At 71.0% G+C, this 19201-nt stretch carries 18 protein-coding genes and 2 pseudogenes; 7 read left to right on the top strand and 13 right to left on the bottom strand.

The genetic code is table 11. The annotated features are described in order from the left end of the window. Positions 1 to 4: 4 nt before the first annotated feature. Positions 5 to 145, top strand: a complete 141-nt coding sequence (locus ACF088_RS25725; protein ID WP_392378148.1) for a hypothetical protein — start codon at positions 5 to 7, stop codon at positions 143 to 145. Between the two features lie 64 nt (positions 146 to 209). Here ACF088_RS25725 and ACF088_RS25720 read toward each other — a convergent pair whose 3' ends face one another. Beyond that, positions 210 to 1781 carry a phytoene desaturase family protein gene (locus ACF088_RS25720; protein WP_392378147.1) on the bottom strand — a complete coding sequence of 524 codons (1572 nt, stop codon included), beginning with the start codon at positions 1779 to 1781 and terminating at the stop codon, positions 210 to 212. Positions 1782 to 1960: 179 nt separating this feature from the next. On the opposite strand from ACF088_RS25720, the gene ACF088_RS25715 reads away from it, so the two are divergent. Beyond that, entirely contained in the window at positions 1961 to 3268 is a 1308-nt protein-coding gene (locus ACF088_RS25715; protein ID WP_392378146.1) for a glycoside hydrolase family 27 protein, read from the top strand. A 146-nt stretch (positions 3269 to 3414) separates the two neighbouring features. Here ACF088_RS25715 and ACF088_RS25710 read toward each other — a convergent pair whose 3' ends face one another. The 5 genes from ACF088_RS25710 to ACF088_RS25690 all read right to left on the bottom strand — a co-directional run bounded on the left by ACF088_RS25710 (position 3415) and on the right by ACF088_RS25690 (position 8977). After that, complete coding sequence (locus ACF088_RS25710) at positions 3415 to 5541, bottom strand: tetratricopeptide repeat protein (RefSeq protein ID WP_392378145.1); 2127 nt, start codon at positions 5539 to 5541, stop codon at positions 3415 to 3417. A 25-nt stretch (positions 5542 to 5566) separates the two neighbouring features. Continuing rightward, entirely contained in the window at positions 5567 to 6415 is an 849-nt protein-coding gene (locus ACF088_RS25705) for an oxygenase MpaB family protein (protein ID WP_392378194.1), read from the bottom strand. A gap of 404 nt (positions 6416 to 6819) precedes the next feature. After that, on the bottom strand, positions 6820 to 7101 hold the full coding sequence (locus ACF088_RS25700; RefSeq protein WP_392378193.1) for a hypothetical protein: 282 nt from the start codon (positions 7099 to 7101) through the stop codon (positions 6820 to 6822). Between the two features lie 95 nt (positions 7102 to 7196). Then, a complete protein-coding gene (locus ACF088_RS25695) occupies positions 7197 to 7862 on the bottom strand; it encodes a YdcF family protein (protein WP_392378144.1) in 666 nt (221 codons plus the stop codon). Between the two features lie 14 nt (positions 7863 to 7876). Further along, positions 7877 to 8977 (bottom strand): helix-turn-helix domain-containing protein, encoded by a 1101-nt coding sequence (locus ACF088_RS25690; RefSeq protein ID WP_392378143.1) that lies wholly within the window; start codon positions 8975 to 8977, stop codon positions 7877 to 7879. Between the two features lie 160 nt (positions 8978 to 9137). Between ACF088_RS25690 and ACF088_RS25685 the strand changes: the two genes are divergently transcribed. From ACF088_RS25685 to ACF088_RS25670, 4 genes and pseudogenes are all read left to right on the top strand, one after another. Then, on the top strand, positions 9138 to 9557 hold the full coding sequence (locus ACF088_RS25685; RefSeq protein WP_392378142.1) for a hypothetical protein: 420 nt from the start codon (positions 9138 to 9140) through the stop codon (positions 9555 to 9557). 8 nt (positions 9558 to 9565) lie between these two features. Further along, complete coding sequence (locus tag ACF088_RS25680) at positions 9566 to 9976, top strand: ATP-binding protein (RefSeq protein WP_392378141.1); 411 nt, start codon at positions 9566 to 9568, stop codon at positions 9974 to 9976. 294 nt (positions 9977 to 10270) lie between these two features. Next, positions 10271 to 11375, top strand: a pseudogene (locus tag ACF088_RS25675) (NAD(P)-binding domain-containing protein). Continuing rightward, entirely contained in the window at positions 11372 to 11923 is a 552-nt protein-coding gene (locus tag ACF088_RS25670) for an NUDIX hydrolase (protein WP_392378140.1), read from the top strand. The pseudogene ACF088_RS25675 and the gene ACF088_RS25670 overlap by 4 nt, the downstream one beginning before the upstream one ends. A gap of 376 nt (positions 11924 to 12299) precedes the next feature. Here ACF088_RS25670 and ACF088_RS25665 read toward each other — a convergent pair whose 3' ends face one another. Next, positions 12300 to 13040 carry a VOC family protein gene (locus ACF088_RS25665; protein WP_392378139.1) on the bottom strand — a complete coding sequence of 247 codons (741 nt, stop codon included), beginning with the start codon at positions 13038 to 13040 and terminating at the stop codon, positions 12300 to 12302. Positions 13041 to 13099: 59 nt separating this feature from the next. On the opposite strand from ACF088_RS25665, the pseudogene ACF088_RS25660 reads away from it, so the two are divergent. Next, positions 13100 to 13492, top strand: a pseudogene (locus ACF088_RS25660) (hypothetical protein); the annotation flags it as partial. Here the strand turns inward: ACF088_RS25660 and ACF088_RS25655 are convergent. The 6 genes from ACF088_RS25655 to ACF088_RS25630 are packed head-to-tail and all read right to left on the bottom strand — an operon-like array spanning position 13404 to position 19200. Next, complete coding sequence (locus ACF088_RS25655) at positions 13404 to 14420, bottom strand: NAD-dependent epimerase/dehydratase family protein (RefSeq protein ID WP_392378138.1); 1017 nt, start codon at positions 14418 to 14420, stop codon at positions 13404 to 13406. The pseudogene ACF088_RS25660 and the gene ACF088_RS25655 sit on opposite strands and share 89 nt — an antisense overlap. After that, the gene (locus ACF088_RS25650; protein ID WP_392378137.1) at positions 14417 to 14857 is read right to left on the bottom strand and encodes a type II toxin-antitoxin system RatA family toxin; all 441 of its coding nucleotides are present in this window, start codon (positions 14855 to 14857) and stop codon (positions 14417 to 14419) included. The genes ACF088_RS25655 and ACF088_RS25650 overlap by 4 nt, the downstream gene beginning before the upstream one ends. 50 nt (positions 14858 to 14907) lie before the next feature. Continuing rightward, positions 14908 to 16056: an acyl-CoA dehydrogenase family protein gene (locus ACF088_RS25645; RefSeq protein ID WP_392378136.1), complete on the bottom strand. Its 1149-nt coding sequence runs from the start codon at positions 16054 to 16056 to the stop codon at positions 14908 to 14910. 2 nt (positions 16057 to 16058) lie between these two features. Further along, the gene (locus ACF088_RS25640) at positions 16059 to 16754 is read right to left on the bottom strand and encodes a hypothetical protein (protein WP_392378135.1); all 696 of its coding nucleotides are present in this window, start codon (positions 16752 to 16754) and stop codon (positions 16059 to 16061) included. Positions 16755 to 16759: 5 nt separating this feature from the next. Beyond that, entirely contained in the window at positions 16760 to 17878 is a 1119-nt protein-coding gene (locus ACF088_RS25635) for an aminotransferase class I/II-fold pyridoxal phosphate-dependent enzyme (RefSeq protein WP_392378134.1), read from the bottom strand. After that, a complete protein-coding gene (locus tag ACF088_RS25630; protein WP_392378132.1) occupies positions 17875 to 19200 on the bottom strand; it encodes a B12-binding domain-containing radical SAM protein in 1326 nt (441 codons plus the stop codon). The genes ACF088_RS25635 and ACF088_RS25630 overlap by 4 nt, the downstream gene beginning before the upstream one ends. Position 19201: the final 1 nt, after the last annotated feature.

Below are 19201 nucleotides of genomic sequence, written 5' to 3'. Positions count from 1 at the left end.
CGGCATGGGCGCGTTCGTGGTGGTCGGCGCCGGACCCGGTCCGGGTACCGCGGCGGCCCGCCGGTGCGGCCGCGAGGGACATCCGGTCGGGCTGATCGCGCGCAGCGCCGAAAGCCTCCCCGAAGGCCCGTTCCTTCAGATCTGAACACACCAACTTGGCAGGGAAGAGGGGCGGCCTCCCCGGGCGGCGGCCGCCCGCCCGCCGCCCGTCACCCCTCCTCCAGCACCGCCATCGCCGCGTTGTGTCCCGGGATGCCGCTCACGCCCCCGCCGCGTACCGCGCCCGCTCCGCACAGGAGGACGTTGGGGTGGGTGGTCGCCACGCCCCAGCGGGCCGGGGCGGACCGGGCGTCACCGAGAGCTTCGTCCGAGGGATCCGCGTAGGGGAAGGCCAGGTCGCGGTGGAAGATATTGCCGCCCGGCAGGCCGAGTTCACGGTCCAGGTCGAGGGGCGACCGGGCCTCGATGCAGGGACGGCCGTCGGCGTCGTGGGCCAGGCAGTCGGCGAGCGGTTCGGCGAGGTGGCGCTCCAGTTCGGCGAGGGTGGCCGCCAGGAGGCGGTCGCGGGTGGTGTCGTTGTCGGCGGTGAACAGGCTCGCGGGGGCGTGCAGGCCGAACAGGGTGAGGGTCTGGTAGCCCTGCCGGACCAGGTCGGCCCCGAGGATGGAGGGGTCGGTGAGGGAGTGGCAGTAGATCTCGGAGGGCGGGGAGGCGGGCAGGGCGCCGGACGCGGCCTGTTGGTAGGCGCTCTCCAGCTGGCGGTAGCCCTCGGCGATATGGAAGGTGCCGGAGAATGCCTCCCGTGGGTCCACGCCGGTGTCGCGCAGCCGTGGCAGCCGGGTGAGCAGCATATTGACCTTGAGCTGGGCGCCCTCGGCAGGTGGCGGCGGGGCCTCGCCCAGCAGGCGGGCCAGCTCGCGCGGGGCGGCGTTGACGAGGACCCGCCGGGCGCCGATGGCGCCCTGGTCGCAGGTCACCTCCGCGGTACGGCCGTCCGTCGCGATACCGGTCACCGCGCAGTCGGTGACGATCTCCGCGCCGGCCCGCCGGGCGGCGTCGGCCAGTGCGTCGGTGAGGGCGCCCATCCCGCCGATCGGGACGTCCCAGTCGCCGGTGCCGCCGCCGATGACGTGGTAGAGGAAGCAGCGGTTCTGACGCAGCGACGGGTCATGGGCGGTGGCGAAGGTGCCGATGAGGGCGTCGGTGAGGACCACACCGCGGACCAGGTCGTCGGTGAAGGTCTCCTCGACCGCCTCGCCCAGGGGGCGTTCGAACAGGGCGTGCCAGGTGGCGTCGTCGTCGACCGTGGCGCGCAGCGCCGCACGGGTGGGCAGGGGTTCGGTCAGGGTGGGGAAGACGCGCTCGGCCAGCCGCGCGGTGGCTCCGTAGAAGCGCTGCCATGCGGTGAACTCCCGGTCGGAGCCGGTGAGTTCGGCGAAGGCGGTACGGGTCCGGTCCTCGCCGCCGCCGACCAGGAGACCGGTGGGCCGGCCGTCGCGCACGGCGGGGGTGTAGGAGGAGATGGTGCGTTTGCGGACCGCGAAGCGCAGACCGAGGTCTCGCACGATCTTCGGTGGCAGCAGGCTGACGAGGTAGGAGTAACGGGACAGCCGGGCGTCGACCCCGGCGAACGCCCGGGTCGACACGGCGGCACCACCGGTGTGGTCCAGCCGCTCCAGCACCAGCACGCTGCGCCCGGCGCGTGCGAGATAGGCGGCGGCCACCAGTCCGTTGTGCCCGCCGCCGACGATGACCGCGTCATACGAAGTCCGTTCCGGCATGCCCCTTGGTAGCACGCGGTGATCGTGGTCGCCAGGTGCAGGCGGCTGAAACCTTCACCCGGGGCGGTGCGGCTTCTTGACCGGGCAGGGGGCTGCTCCTAGCGTCCGGCCGTGCTCCGCCCCGGCACCACCCCCGTCGCGCTCTCCGCAGACCGTCCCGTCCCCCCGTGAGGTGACCCGTGTCCCACTCGCCGGTACCCCGCCTCGGCCGCACCTTCGCCGGACTGACCGCCGTCGCCGCCTGTTCGGCCGGGCTGCTCGCGGCCCCCGCTCCCGCCTCCGCAGTCCCCGGTCCGGCGCGTGCGTCCGGCGCCCGGCACCTCGCGGAAAGGTATCCGAACCTGGCACCGAGACCCCCGATGGGCTGGAACGACTGGTCGTACTACATGTGCGACATCAACGAGAAGGTGATCCTCGACAATGCGCGGGCGCTGGTCCGTTCGGGGCTGGCCCGGCGCGGCTACCGCACCGTCACCGTCGACGACTGCTGGATGAGCAGACAGCGCGGCCCCGAGGGGGAACTGACCGCGGACCGGGCGAAGTTCCCGCACGGGATGGCCTACCTCGGGCGCAAGCTGCACGAGCTGGGACTGAAGTTCGGGATCTATGAGGACGTCGGCACCCTCACCTGTGAGAAATATCCGGGCAGTCTCGGCCATTTCCAGGAAGATGCGGAGTTGTTCGCCCGCTGGAAGGTGGACTACGTCAAGGCGGACGGCTGCAATGTGCCCGTCGCCCCGGGGCACACCAAAGAGGAGACCTACCGGGACCTCTACGGGCAGATGAGCCGGGCGCTGCGGGCCACCGGCCGCCCGATGACCTTCTCGGTGTCGGCGCCGGCCTACTTCCAGTACGACGGTGACAACGTCTGGCACCGGGTCATCGGCTGGTCGGCCGCGCTCGGAAACCTGTGGCGGGGCGGGCGGGACGTGGCGCTGCAGAAGAACACACCGGCCGCGAAGTGGTCCTCCATCCTCTACAACTTCCGCTACAACGCGCGGCTGGCCGGACTCCAGCGTCCGGGCCGCTGGAACGACCCGGACTTCCTGCTGGCCGGTGACACGGGTGTGACGCAGCAGGAGATGCAGAGCCAGATGTCGCTGTGGGCGATGATGGCCGCCCCCCTGATCTCCAGCACGGATCTGGGCAATCTCTCCCCGGCGGCACGCAAGGTGCTCGGGAACAAGAAGGTCATCGCCGTCGACCAGGATGCGCTCGGTGTCCAGGGGACCGTCGTACAGCAGGACGACGGCTCCGCGGTGCTGGCCAAGCCGCTGAAGAACGGTGACCGGGCGGTCGCCCTGTTCAACTCGGGCGACGCGCCGCGCACGCTGTCGGTCACGGCCGACGCGGCCGGACTGCCGGAGGCGGGCTCCTACCGGCTGCACGATCTGGTCAGCGGCCGCCGTACGCACAGCGACGACACGATCGTGGCGCGCGAGGTGCCGCCCCACAGCACGGTGCTCTACCGCGTCACTCCGGACTGACCGGGTCACTCCGGACTGCCCCGGTCACCGCGGACTGACCCGGTCACCGCGGACTGACCCGGTCACCGCGGGCCGACCCGGCCACCGCGGGCCACCGGGTCACCGCGGGCCCCCGGCGCATCATCCGGTGGCCCGCGGGCCGTCCCCTACCGCCGGCGTACGGCGCGCTCCCGGCGCAGAGCCGCGACCCGGCGGTGGAGGGCGGCCGCCTCGTCCGTACGGCCCAGTTGCTCCAGGCACTGGGCCAAGTCGCCGTAGCTGGCCAGCGCGTCGAGATGGTCGGCGCCCAGGACCCGTTCGCGGGCGTCCGCGACCTCCCGGTAGAGGTCCAGCGCCTCGTCCCAGCGGCCGAGCCAGCCGAGCGCCACGGCCGTCTCCCGGCGGCTGACCAGGGTGTCGGGGTGGTGGGGGCCGAGCACCCGCGCACGTGCCGCGGCCACCTCACGCCCCTCCACGAGCGCCTCCTGCCAGCGGTTCTGCCGTCCGAGGCTGACGCCCAGGCCGTGCCGGGCACGCAACGTCTCGGGATCGTCCGCGCCCTGGGCACGGGTCAGGGCAGCGGCCAGATCCCGGTAGAGCGCCAGGGCTTCGCCGCTGCGGCCGAGCCGGCCGAGGCCGATGCCGACCTCGTAGCGGGCGGCGAGGGTATCGGGGTGGTCGGGGCCGAGCGAGGCGGTGCGCGCCGCCGCGACGTCCTGGTAGGTGTGCAGCGCCTCCGCCCACCGGCCCAGCCTGCCCAGGACATGGGCGAGTTCGCAGCAGGTGGCGAGGGTGTCGGCGTGGTCTGCACCGAGCACCCGGGCACGGGCCCCGGCCACCTCCCGGGCCATCGCGCGGCAGTCCTCCAGCCGCCCCAGCCGGCCGAGGTTCAGCGCGACGTGGTGGCGGCAGCTCAGCGAGTCGGGGTGGTCGGGGCCCAGCGCGCGTTCCCGGCCCGCCAGCACCTCGGCGTAGATCTGGTGCGCCTCGAAGCTCCGGCCGAGACGGCTCAGGGCGTGACCGGCCTCCAGAGAGCTGGTGAGCGTGTCGGGGTGGTCGGGGCCGAGGAGCCGCTCGCGTTCCGCGGCGAGCGCACGGTGTGCCTCGCCGGCCTCCTCCCAGCGGCCCAGCCGGCCGAGGTTCAGCGCGGCGGTGTGCCGCCCGGCCAGTGCGGCGAGGGTGGCGCGGCGGTCGTCGGGCGGTGCCGGGCTGGCGATACCGGCGGCCGGGGACACATCGCCGCACTGCGGGTCCCTCGCGCCGGTCCAGGTGTCGGTCAGGACCGTGGCGGCCCGGTCCGCCGGGTACCCGTGCGCCCACCGGCCGGGCGCCGCCGAGGAGCCGAGGGTCATGCCACGGGTCCAGGAGGGCAGCCGCCGGGCGGGGACCGTCGGCCCGGCCGGCTCGTCCGAACCCGCCGCGGTGCCCCGGCCGGGGTGCGGATGGCGGGCATCGGCGAGGCGTTTGCCCAGTGCGTCGGCGTCCCTGGGCCGGTCGTCGGGGTCCTTGGCGAGCAGTTCGAGGATGATGCGCTCGTAGGCCTCGGGAAGGTCGGGGCGCAGCGTACGGGGCGGCTTCGGCGCCTGGTCACGGTGTCCGACGAGCACCGCCCAGGCATCACCGAGGTCGAAGGGCGGCACGCCGGTGGCGATCTCGTACAGCACACAGCCGAGGGAGTAGAGATCGCTGCGGTGGTCGACGCCGTGGGCGCCGATCTGTTCGGGCGACATGTAGTGCGGACTGCCCATGGCGATGCCGGTGCCGGTGAGGCGGGCGGTGAAGCCGATGTCGTGGCCGAGCCGGGCGATGCCGAAGTCGCAGATCTTGACCGTGCCGTCGGCGGTCCGGACGATGTTCGCCGGTTTCAGATCACGGTGCACAACGGCTTGTTCGTGGGTGTAGGCGAGCGCGGCGGTGACCTGCTCGGCGATCTCCACGACGTCCGCTACGGGCAGCGGCTGGCGGCGGTTGTCGTCCAGCAGCTGGCTGAGGTTACGGCCGCTGAGCAGCTCCATGACGATGAAGAGGGTGCCCTCGTCCTCGCCGAAGTCATGGACGACGGTGATGCCGCGGTGCTGGAGGGCCGCAGCGACCCGGGCCTCTCGGCGGAAACGTTCGCGCAGCACCTGCAGGAACGACGGTTCGTGCCGTGGCCCCGTGGGCTTGAGGCATTTGACCGCGACCTGCCGGCCCAGCGACTCGTCGCGGGCCCGCCACACCTCCCCCATACCGCCGCGCCCGATGGTGTCGAGCAGCCGGTACCGCCGTTGGATCAGTCTCTCGTCCGCACCCATGTATCGCCGCCCCCGTCCCCCGTGGTCAGCCGCGCAGTTCCCCCTGCGTGTCCTCCTGCCCGTCCAGTATGGCGGCGGAAGGGCGGAGCTTGTAGGGCGCTGGGCGGGTGCCGGGACCGAGTCGTGCGACGGCGCGCAGGATGTACCGAGGCGGGAGCTGCCAGCGGACGGTGGGCGGAATGGCGCGAAGGAGGCGGCCGGTGGCGCGGAGCCGCCGGGTGACGGTTGCGGACGGGGGTACGGGGCGCCCGTAGAGCTCGTGGGCATACGCCGGGAGCGCGCCGTAGGCGAGCTGCGCCACCCGCTGCCAGAGCAGCGCGCGGGCCGGCACGAGGGGAGCCGGGGTCGGTGGCCTGCGCAGAAACGCGTCCACCTCGCGGGCTTCGGGGGTCTGCGCCAGCTCGGGCCGTACGCGGGCGAAGTAGGCGGCGAGCGCGGCCCGGCTGCCGGGGACACCGGCCGGGTCGAGGCCGACGAGCCGGGCGCTTTCGCGCTGCTCGTGGAGGTAGGCGTCGGCGTGGGCGTCGCCGAGGGGGTAGCCGGAGCGGCGCAGTACGTGCAGGTAGGAATCCACCGCCGCGCAGTGCACCCACAGCAGCAGCTCCGGCTCGTCGACGCCGTAGCGCTCACCGGTGGCGGGATCGGTGGCGGACAGCCGCCGGTGGATGCGGCGGACCGTGGCACCGGCCCCTTCGGCGGCGTCGGTGGTGTCGTAGGTGAGGGTGCCGACGAAACGGGCGGTCCGCATCAGCCGGCCCCAGGCGTCGCTTCTGAAGTCCGAGTTCTGGAGGACACCGCGTACCGCACGAGGGTGCAGCGCCTGGAGGTACAGCGCACGGACGCCCGCGATCCACATCATCGGATCGCTGTGCATCTGCCAGGTCACGGAGCGGGGCCCGAAGAGCCCCGGGTCGCCTGCCACTCACCACACCTCCCGCTGCCGGATGCGACGCCTGACCGTGGCCGCCACCGGAACACCTCGATGAGCTGCACCGATGCCGGGTTCCTCAGGTCCCGGCACGCTCCGGCACGCACTGTCGTCGACGTGTCCCCATTGTCGGTCCTGCCACGGCCCAGCTGCATCATGCGCCCGACGGGCGGGCCCGGTACGACAGGCACGGTTCGGCCACGGGGCAGGCTGGGGCTCTGACCGGCTGGCGGCGACGGCTCGCAGGGTTTAAGCCAAAGACTGGGGCCCGAGCTGCGTCATCGCCCGCACCGCGGTGGGGGTGATGAGGGGGATGACGCTCAGGCCGCAGGCGGTGAAGCGGTCGGCGTTCAGAAGGCGCATGCCGCCGGTTCCGCAGAGACGATCTGGCGCCGGTGAGGTCGGCGAGGCGTTGTGAGCGGCCCGGCCTGGCGTGAAGGTTGCTGCTGCGGAGGGCACGGCCGGTCCAGCCCAGCAGGTTCAACGATCAGAGCATTCCGGAGGGTCGTTTGACGGGCCGTGGGGCAGGTGGTGGGGACGGTGCGCCATTGGCGCCGCTGCGGGTCGGCCAGGCTCGCCAGGCGGGCTTGGTGCTGGTAGTCGCGACGACTGAACTGGACTTCGTCCAGCACGATCCAGTAGTCCGCCACGGATAACTTGGCCAGGGTGGTCAGCCGGGCAAGAGATTAGGCTGGTGGATCGCGCACAGCCCGCCGGCGGCGGCAGTTCAGGTGAGGAGGCGGCTGGTGAAGCCGTCGTGGATGAGTGATTCGTAGGCGGCATGCACATCCTCCGGGACGTCTTGCTCGATGGCGAAGCCGAGCCGGGGGTACTCGATGACCCGCTGCATGTCGCCCACGAGCATGTGGGTGACAAAGGCTTCGTCGCCGATCGCCTTGAGGTAGTCGTCGAACTCCAGAGGTTCGGACGCGCAGATCACCTCCGCCTCGGGCCAGACCTTGCGGCAGGTGGCATAGGCGCGTCGCTCCATATAGGGCATGGCGGTTAGCAGTACCGACTGCGGATTGATGCCGGCCGCTGCCAGAACCTCGCGGGTGAAGGCGATGTTCTGCCCGGTGTTGGCGGCGTTCGGCTCGATGAGGACCGCTTCGGCGGGGACGCCGAGGTCGATGGCCTGCTCACGGAAGTGGACTGCTTCCCCTCGCGGGAAGCGGGCGGCGGTGTTGGGGCTGTTGCCGCCGGTGAACACGATGGTCGGGACGAGCCTTCGGAGATAGAGGTCGGCGGTGAAGGCGGCGACCCGTAGGTCGTGGCTGCCCAGCCCGATCGCCACATCGCACGGCTTCAGCTGCTGATGCATCTGGTGGTAGTCCCAGATCAGCTTCGCGTTGCGCCACTGGTCCTCGGTGATGGCCCGCTGGTTGTCCGTCACTCGCTTCTCCCTGTTCACCGTGGCCGGGGACGACCTGTCCCCTGGATCGTGGTCCGGATGCCCTCGATGCTGCGAAGTTGGTGGCTCATGCCGTATTGGGCGGCCATCTTCGCGGCCTCGTCGAGAACCTGCAGTCCATCATCCCGGGTGGCCGGGTCGGAGAGCAGGATGTGACCGTGGGCGGTGTCCAGACGCACACGCTGCATCGGTGAGTCGGTCGTGGCGGTGCTGCGGGCGATGTCGATGAACTGCAGGGCTTTGGTGAGGTCGCCGGCGCCGCGGTGGGCGAGGGCGAGTTTCTGGTGGGCTACGGACCAGTCGTCGGGCTCGGCCAGGTCTTCGAAGTCACGGGTCGCAGCGAGCATGACGCGGGCGGCATAGTCGTGGTTGCCGTCCTTGCTCAGCGCGGTCCCCACCCACAATCGGGCCCTGGCCCGGTCGCGGCGGGAGAGCCGGTCATCCACTGCCAGGGATTCGTAGTGGCGGGCGGCGGTCTCCAGCTTGCCGGACATCTCGGCGATCACGGCGAGTGAGAGGTCGAGCTGGGCGATGCGGCGGGGGATGTCGAGCTGGGTGAATGCCGAGCGGGCGCCCACATAAGAGTGATGGGCTGACAGGGGCCCCAGGACAGCGCCCTGGTCGCGCTGCAGATCGCCGAGCAGGGCTGTTGAGCGGGCGAACAGGTACAGGCCCTTGTCATCCAGCTCGGGCGGTTCGAAGCGACCCAGCCAGCGGCCCAACAGGGTGTCGGCGAAAGCGAAGCTCTGCCGGGACAGCGCGACCACAACCCGGTCGAGGTCGTCGGTCCATGATTCGTATTCCCAGGCTCGTGGGCCGGACGCAGTCACCCGCCGTCCCGGCCCGGCCGCGGGGCGGCCCGCCTCGGACAGCAGTGTCTCAAACCGCAGATGCACCGCGGCATCGGCACGGGCAAGAGCGGTGTCCAAGATCGCCTGGGTGTCGGGTCTCGGCTCGGTGGAATCAAGGAGCTTGTCCCACTTGGCGACAGTGCGCTGAGCGACACCGAGGTGCTGGGCGAAGACCCTGACACTCATCCGCAGCGCGAGCCGCAGGGCATGGGCCTCCAGGCCACTCCAGTGGTGCACGGTCGCCACGTGTCGCCCCCTTCCGCACAGCATCGAAGCACGATGCAGACAGGTGGGGCACGCAAGTGCAACGGAAGTACAACAGCGGTTCATTTCCTGGAGGTTGGAGCAAGGCCACTCTCGGAGTGCCACGTCTCCCGCCCTTTTGATCCTCTGGAAGGACACGCAAATGGATCCCCTCACGGAGCATCGCCCGGTGAACGGCCCGATCGTCTACGGCTTCCTCCGGCTCCCCAGGAAAGCTGCCGCCCGGCAGACGGCACTGACCGGCGCCCTGGCGGAGTACTGCCGCAGCCACGAGCTGGTGCTGGGCGCCATCTTCATCGAGCGAGGAAGGATCACCAGTGCCCCCGACGCGGCATTCACCGGCCTGCTGGACGTGCTCGACCTGCCGGATGTCTACGGCGTGGTCCTGCCTGCCGCCTCCCATCTGGGGCCCAAGCCGATAGCCGCCGAGCGGCGGCGGAAGATCACCGGCTCCGGAGTACGGCTGATGCTCGTCCGCGGCAGCAGGACGACCCGCCGGCCACCCGATCGCGCTCGCCGCCGCACCCCCGGCTCTGCCCCTGCCCTGGACGCCGAGACTTGAGGCTCACCATGCCCGATGCCATCAAACGATTCTTTGCCCCTGCCCCCGAATCCGTGGGTCAGGTCCGTGATTTCGTCCTGTGCACCCTTGCCGTCTGGGACCTGGAGGGACGGGCCGATGACATCCGCCTCTGCGTCTCCGAGCTGGCTACCAACGCCCTCACGCACGGCACACCCTGCGGCCAGGGATTCCACGTCACGATGAGGGCCGAGGACACCATCGTCCGCATCGAGGTCCACGACGCCGGCCCCCACCGGCCCCGGCTCCGTCGCCCCACCAACGATGACGTCTCCGGCCGTGGCCTGCACATCGTCAACATGCTCTCCGATGACTGGGGCATCGAAGATCGCGGAGTAGCGGGCAAGGTCGTCTGGTCGCGCTTCAAAACCGCCCCAACCATTCAGGAGGCCCCGTGCTGACCGCCTGCGCCCCGTCGGCCGCTGCAGGGACCCGGGCCCGGCCTGCCGGCCCTCCTGGGCGCTTGGACCTGGCTCGGCGTCGACCCGGCCGACACGGATCTCGCGCATCTCTTCTTCGCCCACCCGCCGGCCACACCGAACACGACACCGCGGCTGCCATTGAGGGCCGCATGCTGCAGGTCTCTGCGGCCCTGGGTGGCCTGGCCGAACAGGACGCCTCCTGTTCGGCCTCGTCCGCCCCACCTGAACTCCAGCCCCATGCACTGCTCTGACTCCCGACGAGAGGGAACGGCCATGGAAACCTTCGAACGCGCTCGACTGGACGCCTACTTCGCCAAAATCGCTGCCCAGTTCGCCCCCACCGACCAGGTCACCTCGTTCCTGGTGACCCATCTACTGGCCGAGCGCGGTCGCCGGGATGAGCCGACTGCGGGCCGTCCTGCCCAAGCCGAAGTCCGTCACTCCCGCCGCCCAGCGCGAGGTCGAGCAGACCATCCCGGTCGACACGCTCTCCCGTGAGCTGTTCGCCGATCCCGATGCCGCGCTGGACTACTTCGAATCCCGCGCCGCGGGCGAACCAGTCGTGCTGTTGGATGTCGGCGGTTACTTCGCCCCGGCCCTCGCTGAGCTGCACAGCCGCTTCTCCGGCCAGATCCTCGGAGTGATCGAGGACACCGAGAACGGCCACCGCCGCTACGACGACCTCGACAAGCTGCCCTGCCCGATCATCTCGGTGGCCCGCTCCCCGCTCAAGGACCCCGAGGACTTCCTGGTCGGCCAGTCCGTGGTCTTCTCCACAGAAGCCGTGATGCGCGGCCGAGGCGACATCCCCCACGGCCGCCCCGCCCTGGTGATCGGCTTCGGCAAACTCGGCAGCTCCATCGCCCGCCTCCTGCACGCCAAGGGAGTCCAGGTCACCGTCCATGACATCGATCCGGTCCGCCGCACCCAGGCTCTGTCCCAGGGGTTCACCGTCGCCCGCGACCGGGAGGACGCGCTGCGGGGTGCCGGGCTGGTGCTCTGCGCGACGGGCGCGATCTCCCTGCACGGCGAGGACTTCGGGCACCTGCGCAACGGCGCCTACGTCGCCACCGTCACGTCAAGCGAGGACGAACTGGAGCTCAGCAACCTGCCGGACGTCTACACCCGGACCATGGTCGGCGACCACGTCACCCGCTACCAGACCACCGGCCATTACTTCTATCTGGCGAACGGCGGCAACGCCGTCAACTTTCTGCACGGTGCCAGCGTTGGACCGTTCATCTTCCTGATCCAGGCCGAGATCCTCGCCGGGATCAGGTTGCTCACCCGCACCGACCTCTCCCCCGGCATGCACGAGGCCAACGCGGACGACCGAGCCGCCATCGCGGCGACCTGGCTCTCCTACTTCAACAGGTGATCGACTTGCCCATCACAGAAGCCCATATCCGCACCACCCTGACCGCCTACCTCGACGAACACCCCGAGGAAAAGCCCGACCTCGCCCCCGCGCTCTGCCTCCTGGATACCGGAGCCGACCTCGCCTCCCGCAGCGAGTTCAGCGGCCACGCCACCGCCGGTGCGATCCTCGCCCGTCCTGACGGGCGCATCCTGCACATCCACCACCTCGCCACCGGCAAATGGCTCTTGCCCGGGGGCCATTTGGAGAGTCTGGACCAATCCCTGCTCGAAGCAGCATTGCGCGAGCTGGCCGAGGAAACCGGCATCTCCGCCGACACGGTCACTCCCGCGAGCGACAGCCCCCTCCATATCGACACCCACCCCATCCCTGCGAACGACGCCAGGGGCGAGCCCGAGCACAGGCACATCGACTTCCGGTTCCTCTTCCACACCGACGCTGAGGTCGGGGCCCTTCAAACTGAAGAGGTCATGGACGCCGCCTGGCTCGGAGCCAACAGCATCAGCGACGAACGCCTCCGCCAGCGGATCACCCAGGCTCTTCGCTGACGCCCCCAAAGCGGCGCGTCGGCCGGGCACTTGCCCGGCCGACGCGCGAAGGCAAGCTGCTGTGATCGTCAGTTGTGACCACTGTCGATCTATGTCACTTCAAGCCAAGGCTGACCTGGGGTCTTGCCAACAAGCCTCACCATGACGCCGGCCTGGGAACAGGGCCTTCTTGGCACATCGGTACACGTCGGCGAACCCTTCCGCCACTCGCCGACTCAGGGCCACCCGGAGCAATTGGGGCTCTCCTGCCGTATGCGTGGGTCAGGCTGTCGTGAGTTGGCGGCCGGGCAGAGCGGCCCCCTCGGCGCCGCGCACTGCCGCACTGCCGCACTGCCGCACTGCCGCACTGCCATGAGGGTGCGGGCGGAGTTCCGTGTCAGCCCCGGCCGAGGACGCAGAACTCGTTGCCCGCCGGGTCGGCCAGGACGACCCAGGAGACGTCACCCTGACCCACGTCGGCCCGTACCGCGCCGAGGCCTTCGAGCCGGGCGACCTCCCTCGCCTGATCCTCGACGGGGTCGGACATCAGGTCGAGATGGATGCGGGTCCATACGACCTCGTCGTCGGGCGTGCGGCGGAACTCCAGGTACGGCCCGACACCCTTGACGGAGCGCAGCAGGGCGCGGTCGTCGGTCAGCTCGTGGATGGTCCAGTCGATCGCCTCGCCCCAGAACCGGACCATGGCCCGGGGGTCGGCGCAGTCGACGACCACGGCGGCTATCGGCCCGGTGTCCCGGTAGAGCTCCCGGGGCTCCACGACGCTGAACACGTTGCCTTCCGGGTCGGCCATCACCGTCCACGGCGCGTCGGCGCCCTGGCCCACATCGGCGGGCGTCGCCCCGAGCTCCGCCAGACGTGCGACCAACTCCGCCTGATGGGCGTCGGAGGTGGTGGCGAGCTCGATGTGCACGCGGCACTTCACCGTCTCCGGGTCCGGGACGCGGACGAGATCGATGCAGACGGCGGACGGGTCGGGCCAGTCGAAGCCCACGGGCTCCAGGTTGGTGACGCCGGGCCCTTCGCTGGAAACACCCCAGCCGAGCGCCTCCGCCCAGAACCGGCCGAGCGCCGAGTCGTCCCGGGCCTTGAAGTTCACCTGAACAAGCTGCAGCGTCATGCCGCATACCTTAGGTGAGCCCCATAGGGCAGGCGTGATTCAGCAGGCGTTCCGGCCACCGCGCCCCGGACCTGGCTTTCACCGGCTCCGAGAGCGGTCTGTTCGCCCTGCTGCGCACCGACACCTACGTCCTGCTCGCCCTGTCCGCCGACGGCGCGCTCTCCGGCCTTCGGCGGCCGGGACTCGCCGTGCATACCGGCACCCTCCGCCAGTCCCCGGCAGTCCGGGCCGAGGTGCGGGCCGCCCTGATCCCCCCCGACGGGCACGTCGCCCGGGCCGGCACCGAGAGGGACGACACCACCCCGGCCGCCGCCGCGGGCCAGGCGCTCGCCACCACACAGCGCACCGCGCCCACAAGCCGGCTCACGGACGCCAGGGCCTCGGGACGCGGCGAGCGGTCGCCGCATGGGTCTCGGCCCAGCGGCGCATGGAACGGTACAGCGTGGACGTGATGGGCTCCGTCCGGTGCGTCACCTCGAAGGGATCGGTGATCGACAGGTAGCTCTGGTACGCCTGGAATGCCGTGACGCGCATCAGCTGCGCCCGGTCCAAGTACTCCCGTGCGAAAGGCAGATAGAAGCGGTTCCACTGGTCCGCCGACACGTAGCGCAGTTGCTCCAGCGCCGGCACACCGTGCTCCGTGCGCCAGCTGTTGAGTGCGGTCAGGATGGTGTCGAACGCCTCCGCCACGCGCGGTGCGCGGTCGCCGCGGCCCAGTACCGAAACCCTGGCTCCGGCAGGCCGGTCTCCCCCGACCAGTTCCCGGATGTGCCCGGCGATGTCGTCGGTGCTGACGATGTCGAGGTACGCGTCCTCGTCACCGACCAGTGCGGGGACGGCTCCGGTGCACAGCGAGGACGGCAGCCAGAAGAAGCCGCTGTAGCGGTCCAGGAAGCCGTCCTCGCGGGCACCCATCACGATGGGGAAGCGCACGATGTCCGCCGTCGGGCACTCGGCGGCGATCAACCGCTCGGCCGCGGCTTTGGACCATTCGTACGTGTTCCGGTACGCGCCGGATGACGTGGGCTGCACGCTGCCGGTCAGTCCGGTCGCGTAGGAGGACGACAGATGGATGAGGCGGGTGTCCTCGTCCATCCATTTCAGCAGGGCACGCAACGGAGCCACGTTCGCCTGCTCCGACTCCTCGGTGGAGAGGTTCCAGCGGGTGTCGGCAGCGCAGTGGACCACCGCGCGCCAGGGGCCGCGCAGCGCGCCGGGGGGCTCCTCGGTGCCGATGCGCCAGGCGAACTGGCGCGGGGAGCGGCCGCCGTGACTGCTAACCCCGTACACGTCGTGCCCCGCCGCGGTCAGCCGGCGCAGTACGGCGCCGCCGACCGCTCCGGTGGCACCCGTGACGAGAATGCGTGCGGGGGCGGTCACGAGACGACGAGCCGCCTCTCGATCGCCCGGAGCATCTGCTCGGAGTTCTCCCTCAGTGCCTTGGTGGCGACCGGGTTCAGCATGTCGGCCAGCAGCGGGATGCCGATCTCGAAGTCCACGGAGAACGTGACGAGGGACGCGTCGACGTCCTGCGGATCCACCCGCCAGTAGCCGGTGAACTGGTCCAGATCCCCCGATACCTGGTGGAACGTCATGGTGCGTGTCGTCTCGTCGAGCTGGTCCTCCTCGACCCACTCCAGCACCGACCCTTTGAGGAGCACGGACCATTCGCTGACGCGCTTGCCGTGCGACGCACCACGTACGGTCACCGACTCGACGTTCTCCATGTACGCGGCATAGTCCTCCAGCCGTGTGACGGCTCGCCACGTCTCCTCGGACGATGCCTGGATGCGCAGATTCACTTCGACATGGGGCATTGCCGGCTCTCTCTCCTCGCGGGACGGTTCTCCGGGGTGTGCGGGCCGGCTCAACCGGCCGGATCGAAGCTGATCTCACGCCCGGTGCAGTGGTCTCCGACGACCTGGTCGCAGACGAGCAGGCTCGGCGGATGGTGGTGTGCGGCCAGGGAGTCGACCAGGAGCTTCGCGGCGGGCTGGTCGCGGGTGTACAGGCGGCTCCCGACCACGGGTGTGACGGCCGACACGACCCGGTCCCGTACGTCGCTGAGCGTGGCGCGCAGCGCGAGGGCCGCCGCGAGCGCCGTGCGACCGGAGAGCCCGCCGTCCTCGAAGTCCCGGCCGAGCTGGCGGCAGGCACCACCGAGCGTCAGTACCTCCCTGGTCGCGCGGCCCAGCAGGGAAACGCGCGTCCCGTACCGGCCGGAACCGGTCACCTGCCGGTAGGCCAGGTCGAGCAGGGCGCTGAGGACTCCGTGGTAGGTGGCGCTCAGCAGCACCGAGAACCAGACCATTCCGGAGATCACTGTGTCGTCGATGACGTCGGCCGGGCCCCGGTGGAAGACAAGACGGTCGTCGATATCGACGTCCCGGAACACCAGCTTGGCCGTGTCCGATCCGGTCATGCCCATGGACGGCCAGTCGCCCTCCACCGTGACGCCCGGAGAGGCGGCAGGGCACAGGGCGAGGATGGTCTCGTCCGTGGCCTCGACGCGGGCGGTCAGGCACACCAGCGTGGCCGTGGAGGCCAGTGAGCAGGGGTACTTGACCCCGGAGACCCGGTAGCCCTTGCCGGTCTCGACCGCCGGCGACCGGCTGCTCATGAAATTGGGGCTGCCGCCCGGCTCCGCGAAGGCGGACGCGACGAGGGCGTGCGACCCGGCGATGCCCTCCAGCAGCATCCAGGTGGTGTCCCGGTGGCGCTGCCAGTAGTCGGCCATCAGCCCCACGGTGAACGAGTGCATGTTCAGGGCGATGGCGGCGGACGGGTCGACGGCGCCCAGGGCTCGCTGTGCGGAGGCCACTTCGACCAGCCCGGCACCGGCTCCGCCGAAGTCCCGGGGGATCGCCAGTGCGGCGAAGCCGCTCGCGGCCACCTGCCGAATCCGGTCCGGGCCCGGGGCGCCGTCCGGCCCGCTGCCCGGAGCCCAGTCGGTGTGCCAGCCGGAGTCGAGCAGCGCTCTGTGGGGCGGCGGCTCCTGTTCTGCGCGGTTGTCCATGCTCAGGTGCTCCTCTCCCGGACCGGGCAGGCATGGCGTGACAAGGAAAAGGAAGGGGACGGATGGGGGTACGGACCGCCGTGGTGGCGCCGCTGTGCGCAGGTGCACACGGGCGCCGGTTCGGTCCCGGGGCGAGCGGGCGGCAGCGGGCGGACCCGCGCCGACAGGTGCCGCAGCAGCCGCTCCGCCGAGCGGCGGCTGCGGCAGCGCAGAACCGGTGCGGCGCAGGCCGCCAGCGCGGAGCGCATCGCCCGCAGTTCGCGGCCACGGAATCCGGCGGCCTTGCGGACGAGGGAGGTGAGGCTGCGCACCGGTGGGTCGTCCGCCGCCAGTCCGGCGGGCAGGTAGTCCCGCGGCTGCCGCCCCCGCAGCGCGTCCCTGCGCAGTCGCAGGGAGCGGCGTACCAGAGCGGCCGCGCACCACCACGGATGCCGGTCGAGGAGGACCACGGCGTCCGCCCGCTCGACGCGCTGCCGGACGGTGCCGGCGAAGTTGCCGTCGATGATCCAGCACGGTCCTGCGGCGAGTTGCGCGACCGTCCGCTCCCACTCCGGCGCCGGGGGCCTGCTCCAGCCCGGTCGCCAGTACAGGTCGTCGAGGTGTATCAGGGGCAGGCCGGTGCCGGCCGCGAGGGCGTGGCTGAAGGTCGACTTGCCGCTGCCGGGGCTGCCCAGCACCACGATCCTGCACGCAGCCATGGGGGTCATCGCGGGGCCACCGGGTCGTTCATCAGCGCGACCACCTTCCGCATCGTGGGCGCGTCAGCAAGGGAGATCCGCAGGCACCCCTCCAGTCCGGGCACGTCGTCGAGCGCGCGGATGCGCACATCGTGGCTGTCCAGGTGGCGTGCCATCCGCAGGGGAAGGGCGCGGTCACCGGTCCGGAACGTCACGAAGTTGCCGCCCGGGTCGAGTGCGTTCCACCCGGGGTGTGCGGCGAGGACCTCCCGGACGAAGTCGGAGCGGATGGCCCGCACGTCGCGCCACACCTCGGCGAACCGGTCCACGTCCTGGAGGAGGGTGTGCAGCAGCGCCAGTGCGGTGGACGAGACGGTGCTGTCCGGCCGGAACCGGGACAGGTAGGACACCAGCGCGGGCGATCCGAAGACCGAGGCGATACGCGCCCCGGCGAGTCCGAAGGTCTTGGAGTACGAGCGGAGGACCAGCAGGTGCGGCGACGAGGCGACCAGCGGGACGTGGGTGATGCCGGTGAAGGCGCCGTAGCACTCGTCGACGACGAGCAGATGCCCGGCCCGCCGGGCGCGTTCGGCCGTTTCCGCCATCTCCGCCGGTGACAGGGCGAGGCCGGACGGGCTCGCCGGGTTGGTGAGCACCACGACCGCCGGGGGGTGGTCCGCCATTGTGCGGTGCAGCCCGGTCAGTTCGAGGCGGGAGGCCCCGGCCTCCAGTGCGGCGCAGCTCACGACGGGGACGGCGCGCAGGGCCGCGTAGTAGCGCCAGCTCTCGAACGCCGGCTCGTGCAGGATCAGGCTCCCACCGCCGGTCGCCAGGGCGTCGACGACGAGACCGACGGCGGAGTCGGAGCCGGCCGTGAGCAGGATGCCGGACGGCTCGTGACCGTGGTGGTCGCCGAGCGCGGCTACCAGGTTCTGCTGGTACGGGTAGAACATCAGGTCCGCGGCGCCGAGCCGGTGCGCCGCCGCCGACACCAGCTCGGCCGCCACGGGGTGACGCAGTTCGCAGCTCTTCAGGTTCAGCACACCGGCCCGCTGCCACCGGGGTTCCCACGGCAGCCCCCACACCGCCGGCCGGGTGGGGAACGGCACGGCGTCCGCGAGCGGCGCGGCCGGCGGCACGCTCATGCGCCGCTCCGAGCGGCGGCCGTGGGAATCCGCTCGTGCACGGACGTCACCCGGAGCTCCCGGCCGAACAGGAAGTCGTAGAGGCCGTCGTCCGGTGCGTGGTCAGGGTCCGCGATCAGGTGACGGTTGTACCGGCTGATCTGCATCGGTGTCATGGCAGGAGTCATGTCGTGCAGGCGCGTGTACATCGTGGGGCGGAAGCGCGCGCCCACCTGCTCCACCAGTTCCCGGGTGCGTCCGGCTCCCTCCGGTCCGGTGCCGGGCAGACCGATGATCACGAAGGCGTTGAGCTCGATGCCCGCCCGGGCGCACTGCTCCGCGAGTTCCCGGAACCTCTCCTCCTCGATCCGCTTGGCCCGGGGCAGGGAGCCGTGGCCGTCGGGTTCGAGGGTCTCCAGACCCACCGAGATGCGTACGCAGCCCGTCCTGCCCATCAACTCCACCAGGTCCGCGTCGAGATGGTGGACCGTCGTGGCGCACTTCCACCGCGGCGACACGGGGCCGGCCAGGAACCGTTCGCACAGCTCCCGCACCCACCGCTTGTCGAGCGTGAAGGTCGGCGCGTAGAACGAGACGTACTCGAACGGCAGGGCCCGCAGGCTCTCCTCGATGTACGCGACGGTCGCGTCGACGGACAGCCGCCGCTCGCGGAGCCCGAAGATCTCGTGCACCTCGCAGAACTCGCAGCCGATGGGGCAGCCGCGGGCCACCGGGACCACCAGTTCGCGGCGGAACGGGATGCCGCAGAACTTGTCCTCGTCCCGCACGTAGAGCCGGTCGTAGTGCTCGTACGGGATCTCCCGCACATCGGGCAGCGTCCACTCCTCGGGGGCCAGGCCGTCGCCGTCGCGCGAGGGCGGAGCCCACCGTTCCCCGTCGCGTACGACGACGCCGGGCAGGGCGGCGTGGGGTGTACCGGTGGCGAGGGATTCGACGTAGTGCGCGACGCCCGGCTCGTAGTCACCGGACCGGACGATGGCATCCAGCCCGTACCGCTGGAAGAAGCCGGGGTTCATGCTGCTCAGCCGGCCGAAGGTGATCAGCCGGCTGTCCGGGGACAGTTCGCGGGCGTAAGCCGTGAACCGTTCGAAGCCGTCGACGGCGTCGAAGTCGTTCATCATCGCGATGACGTCGTAGCGGCCCTGGTAGAGGAGATCACCGATCGCCTTCCAGTGCGTGTTCAGCACACCGGCGTCCCGCACGTCGACCCGGTCCACCGACGGCAGTCGGCGCAGGTGCCGGGCCGTCATGTACAGCGGGGTGTGGTGGCCCGCGTTGAAGTAACTGGGTACATGAGGAGGCCAGATGACCAGGACTCTCACA

The sequence above is a fragment of the Streptomyces sp. NPDC015125 genome (assembly GCF_043080045.1).
Classification (GTDB): Bacteria; Actinomycetota; Actinomycetes; order Streptomycetales; family Streptomycetaceae; genus Streptomyces.
The sequence above is the reverse complement of the archived record's forward strand: the minus strand, read 5'-3'. Positions and strand labels throughout refer to the sequence as shown.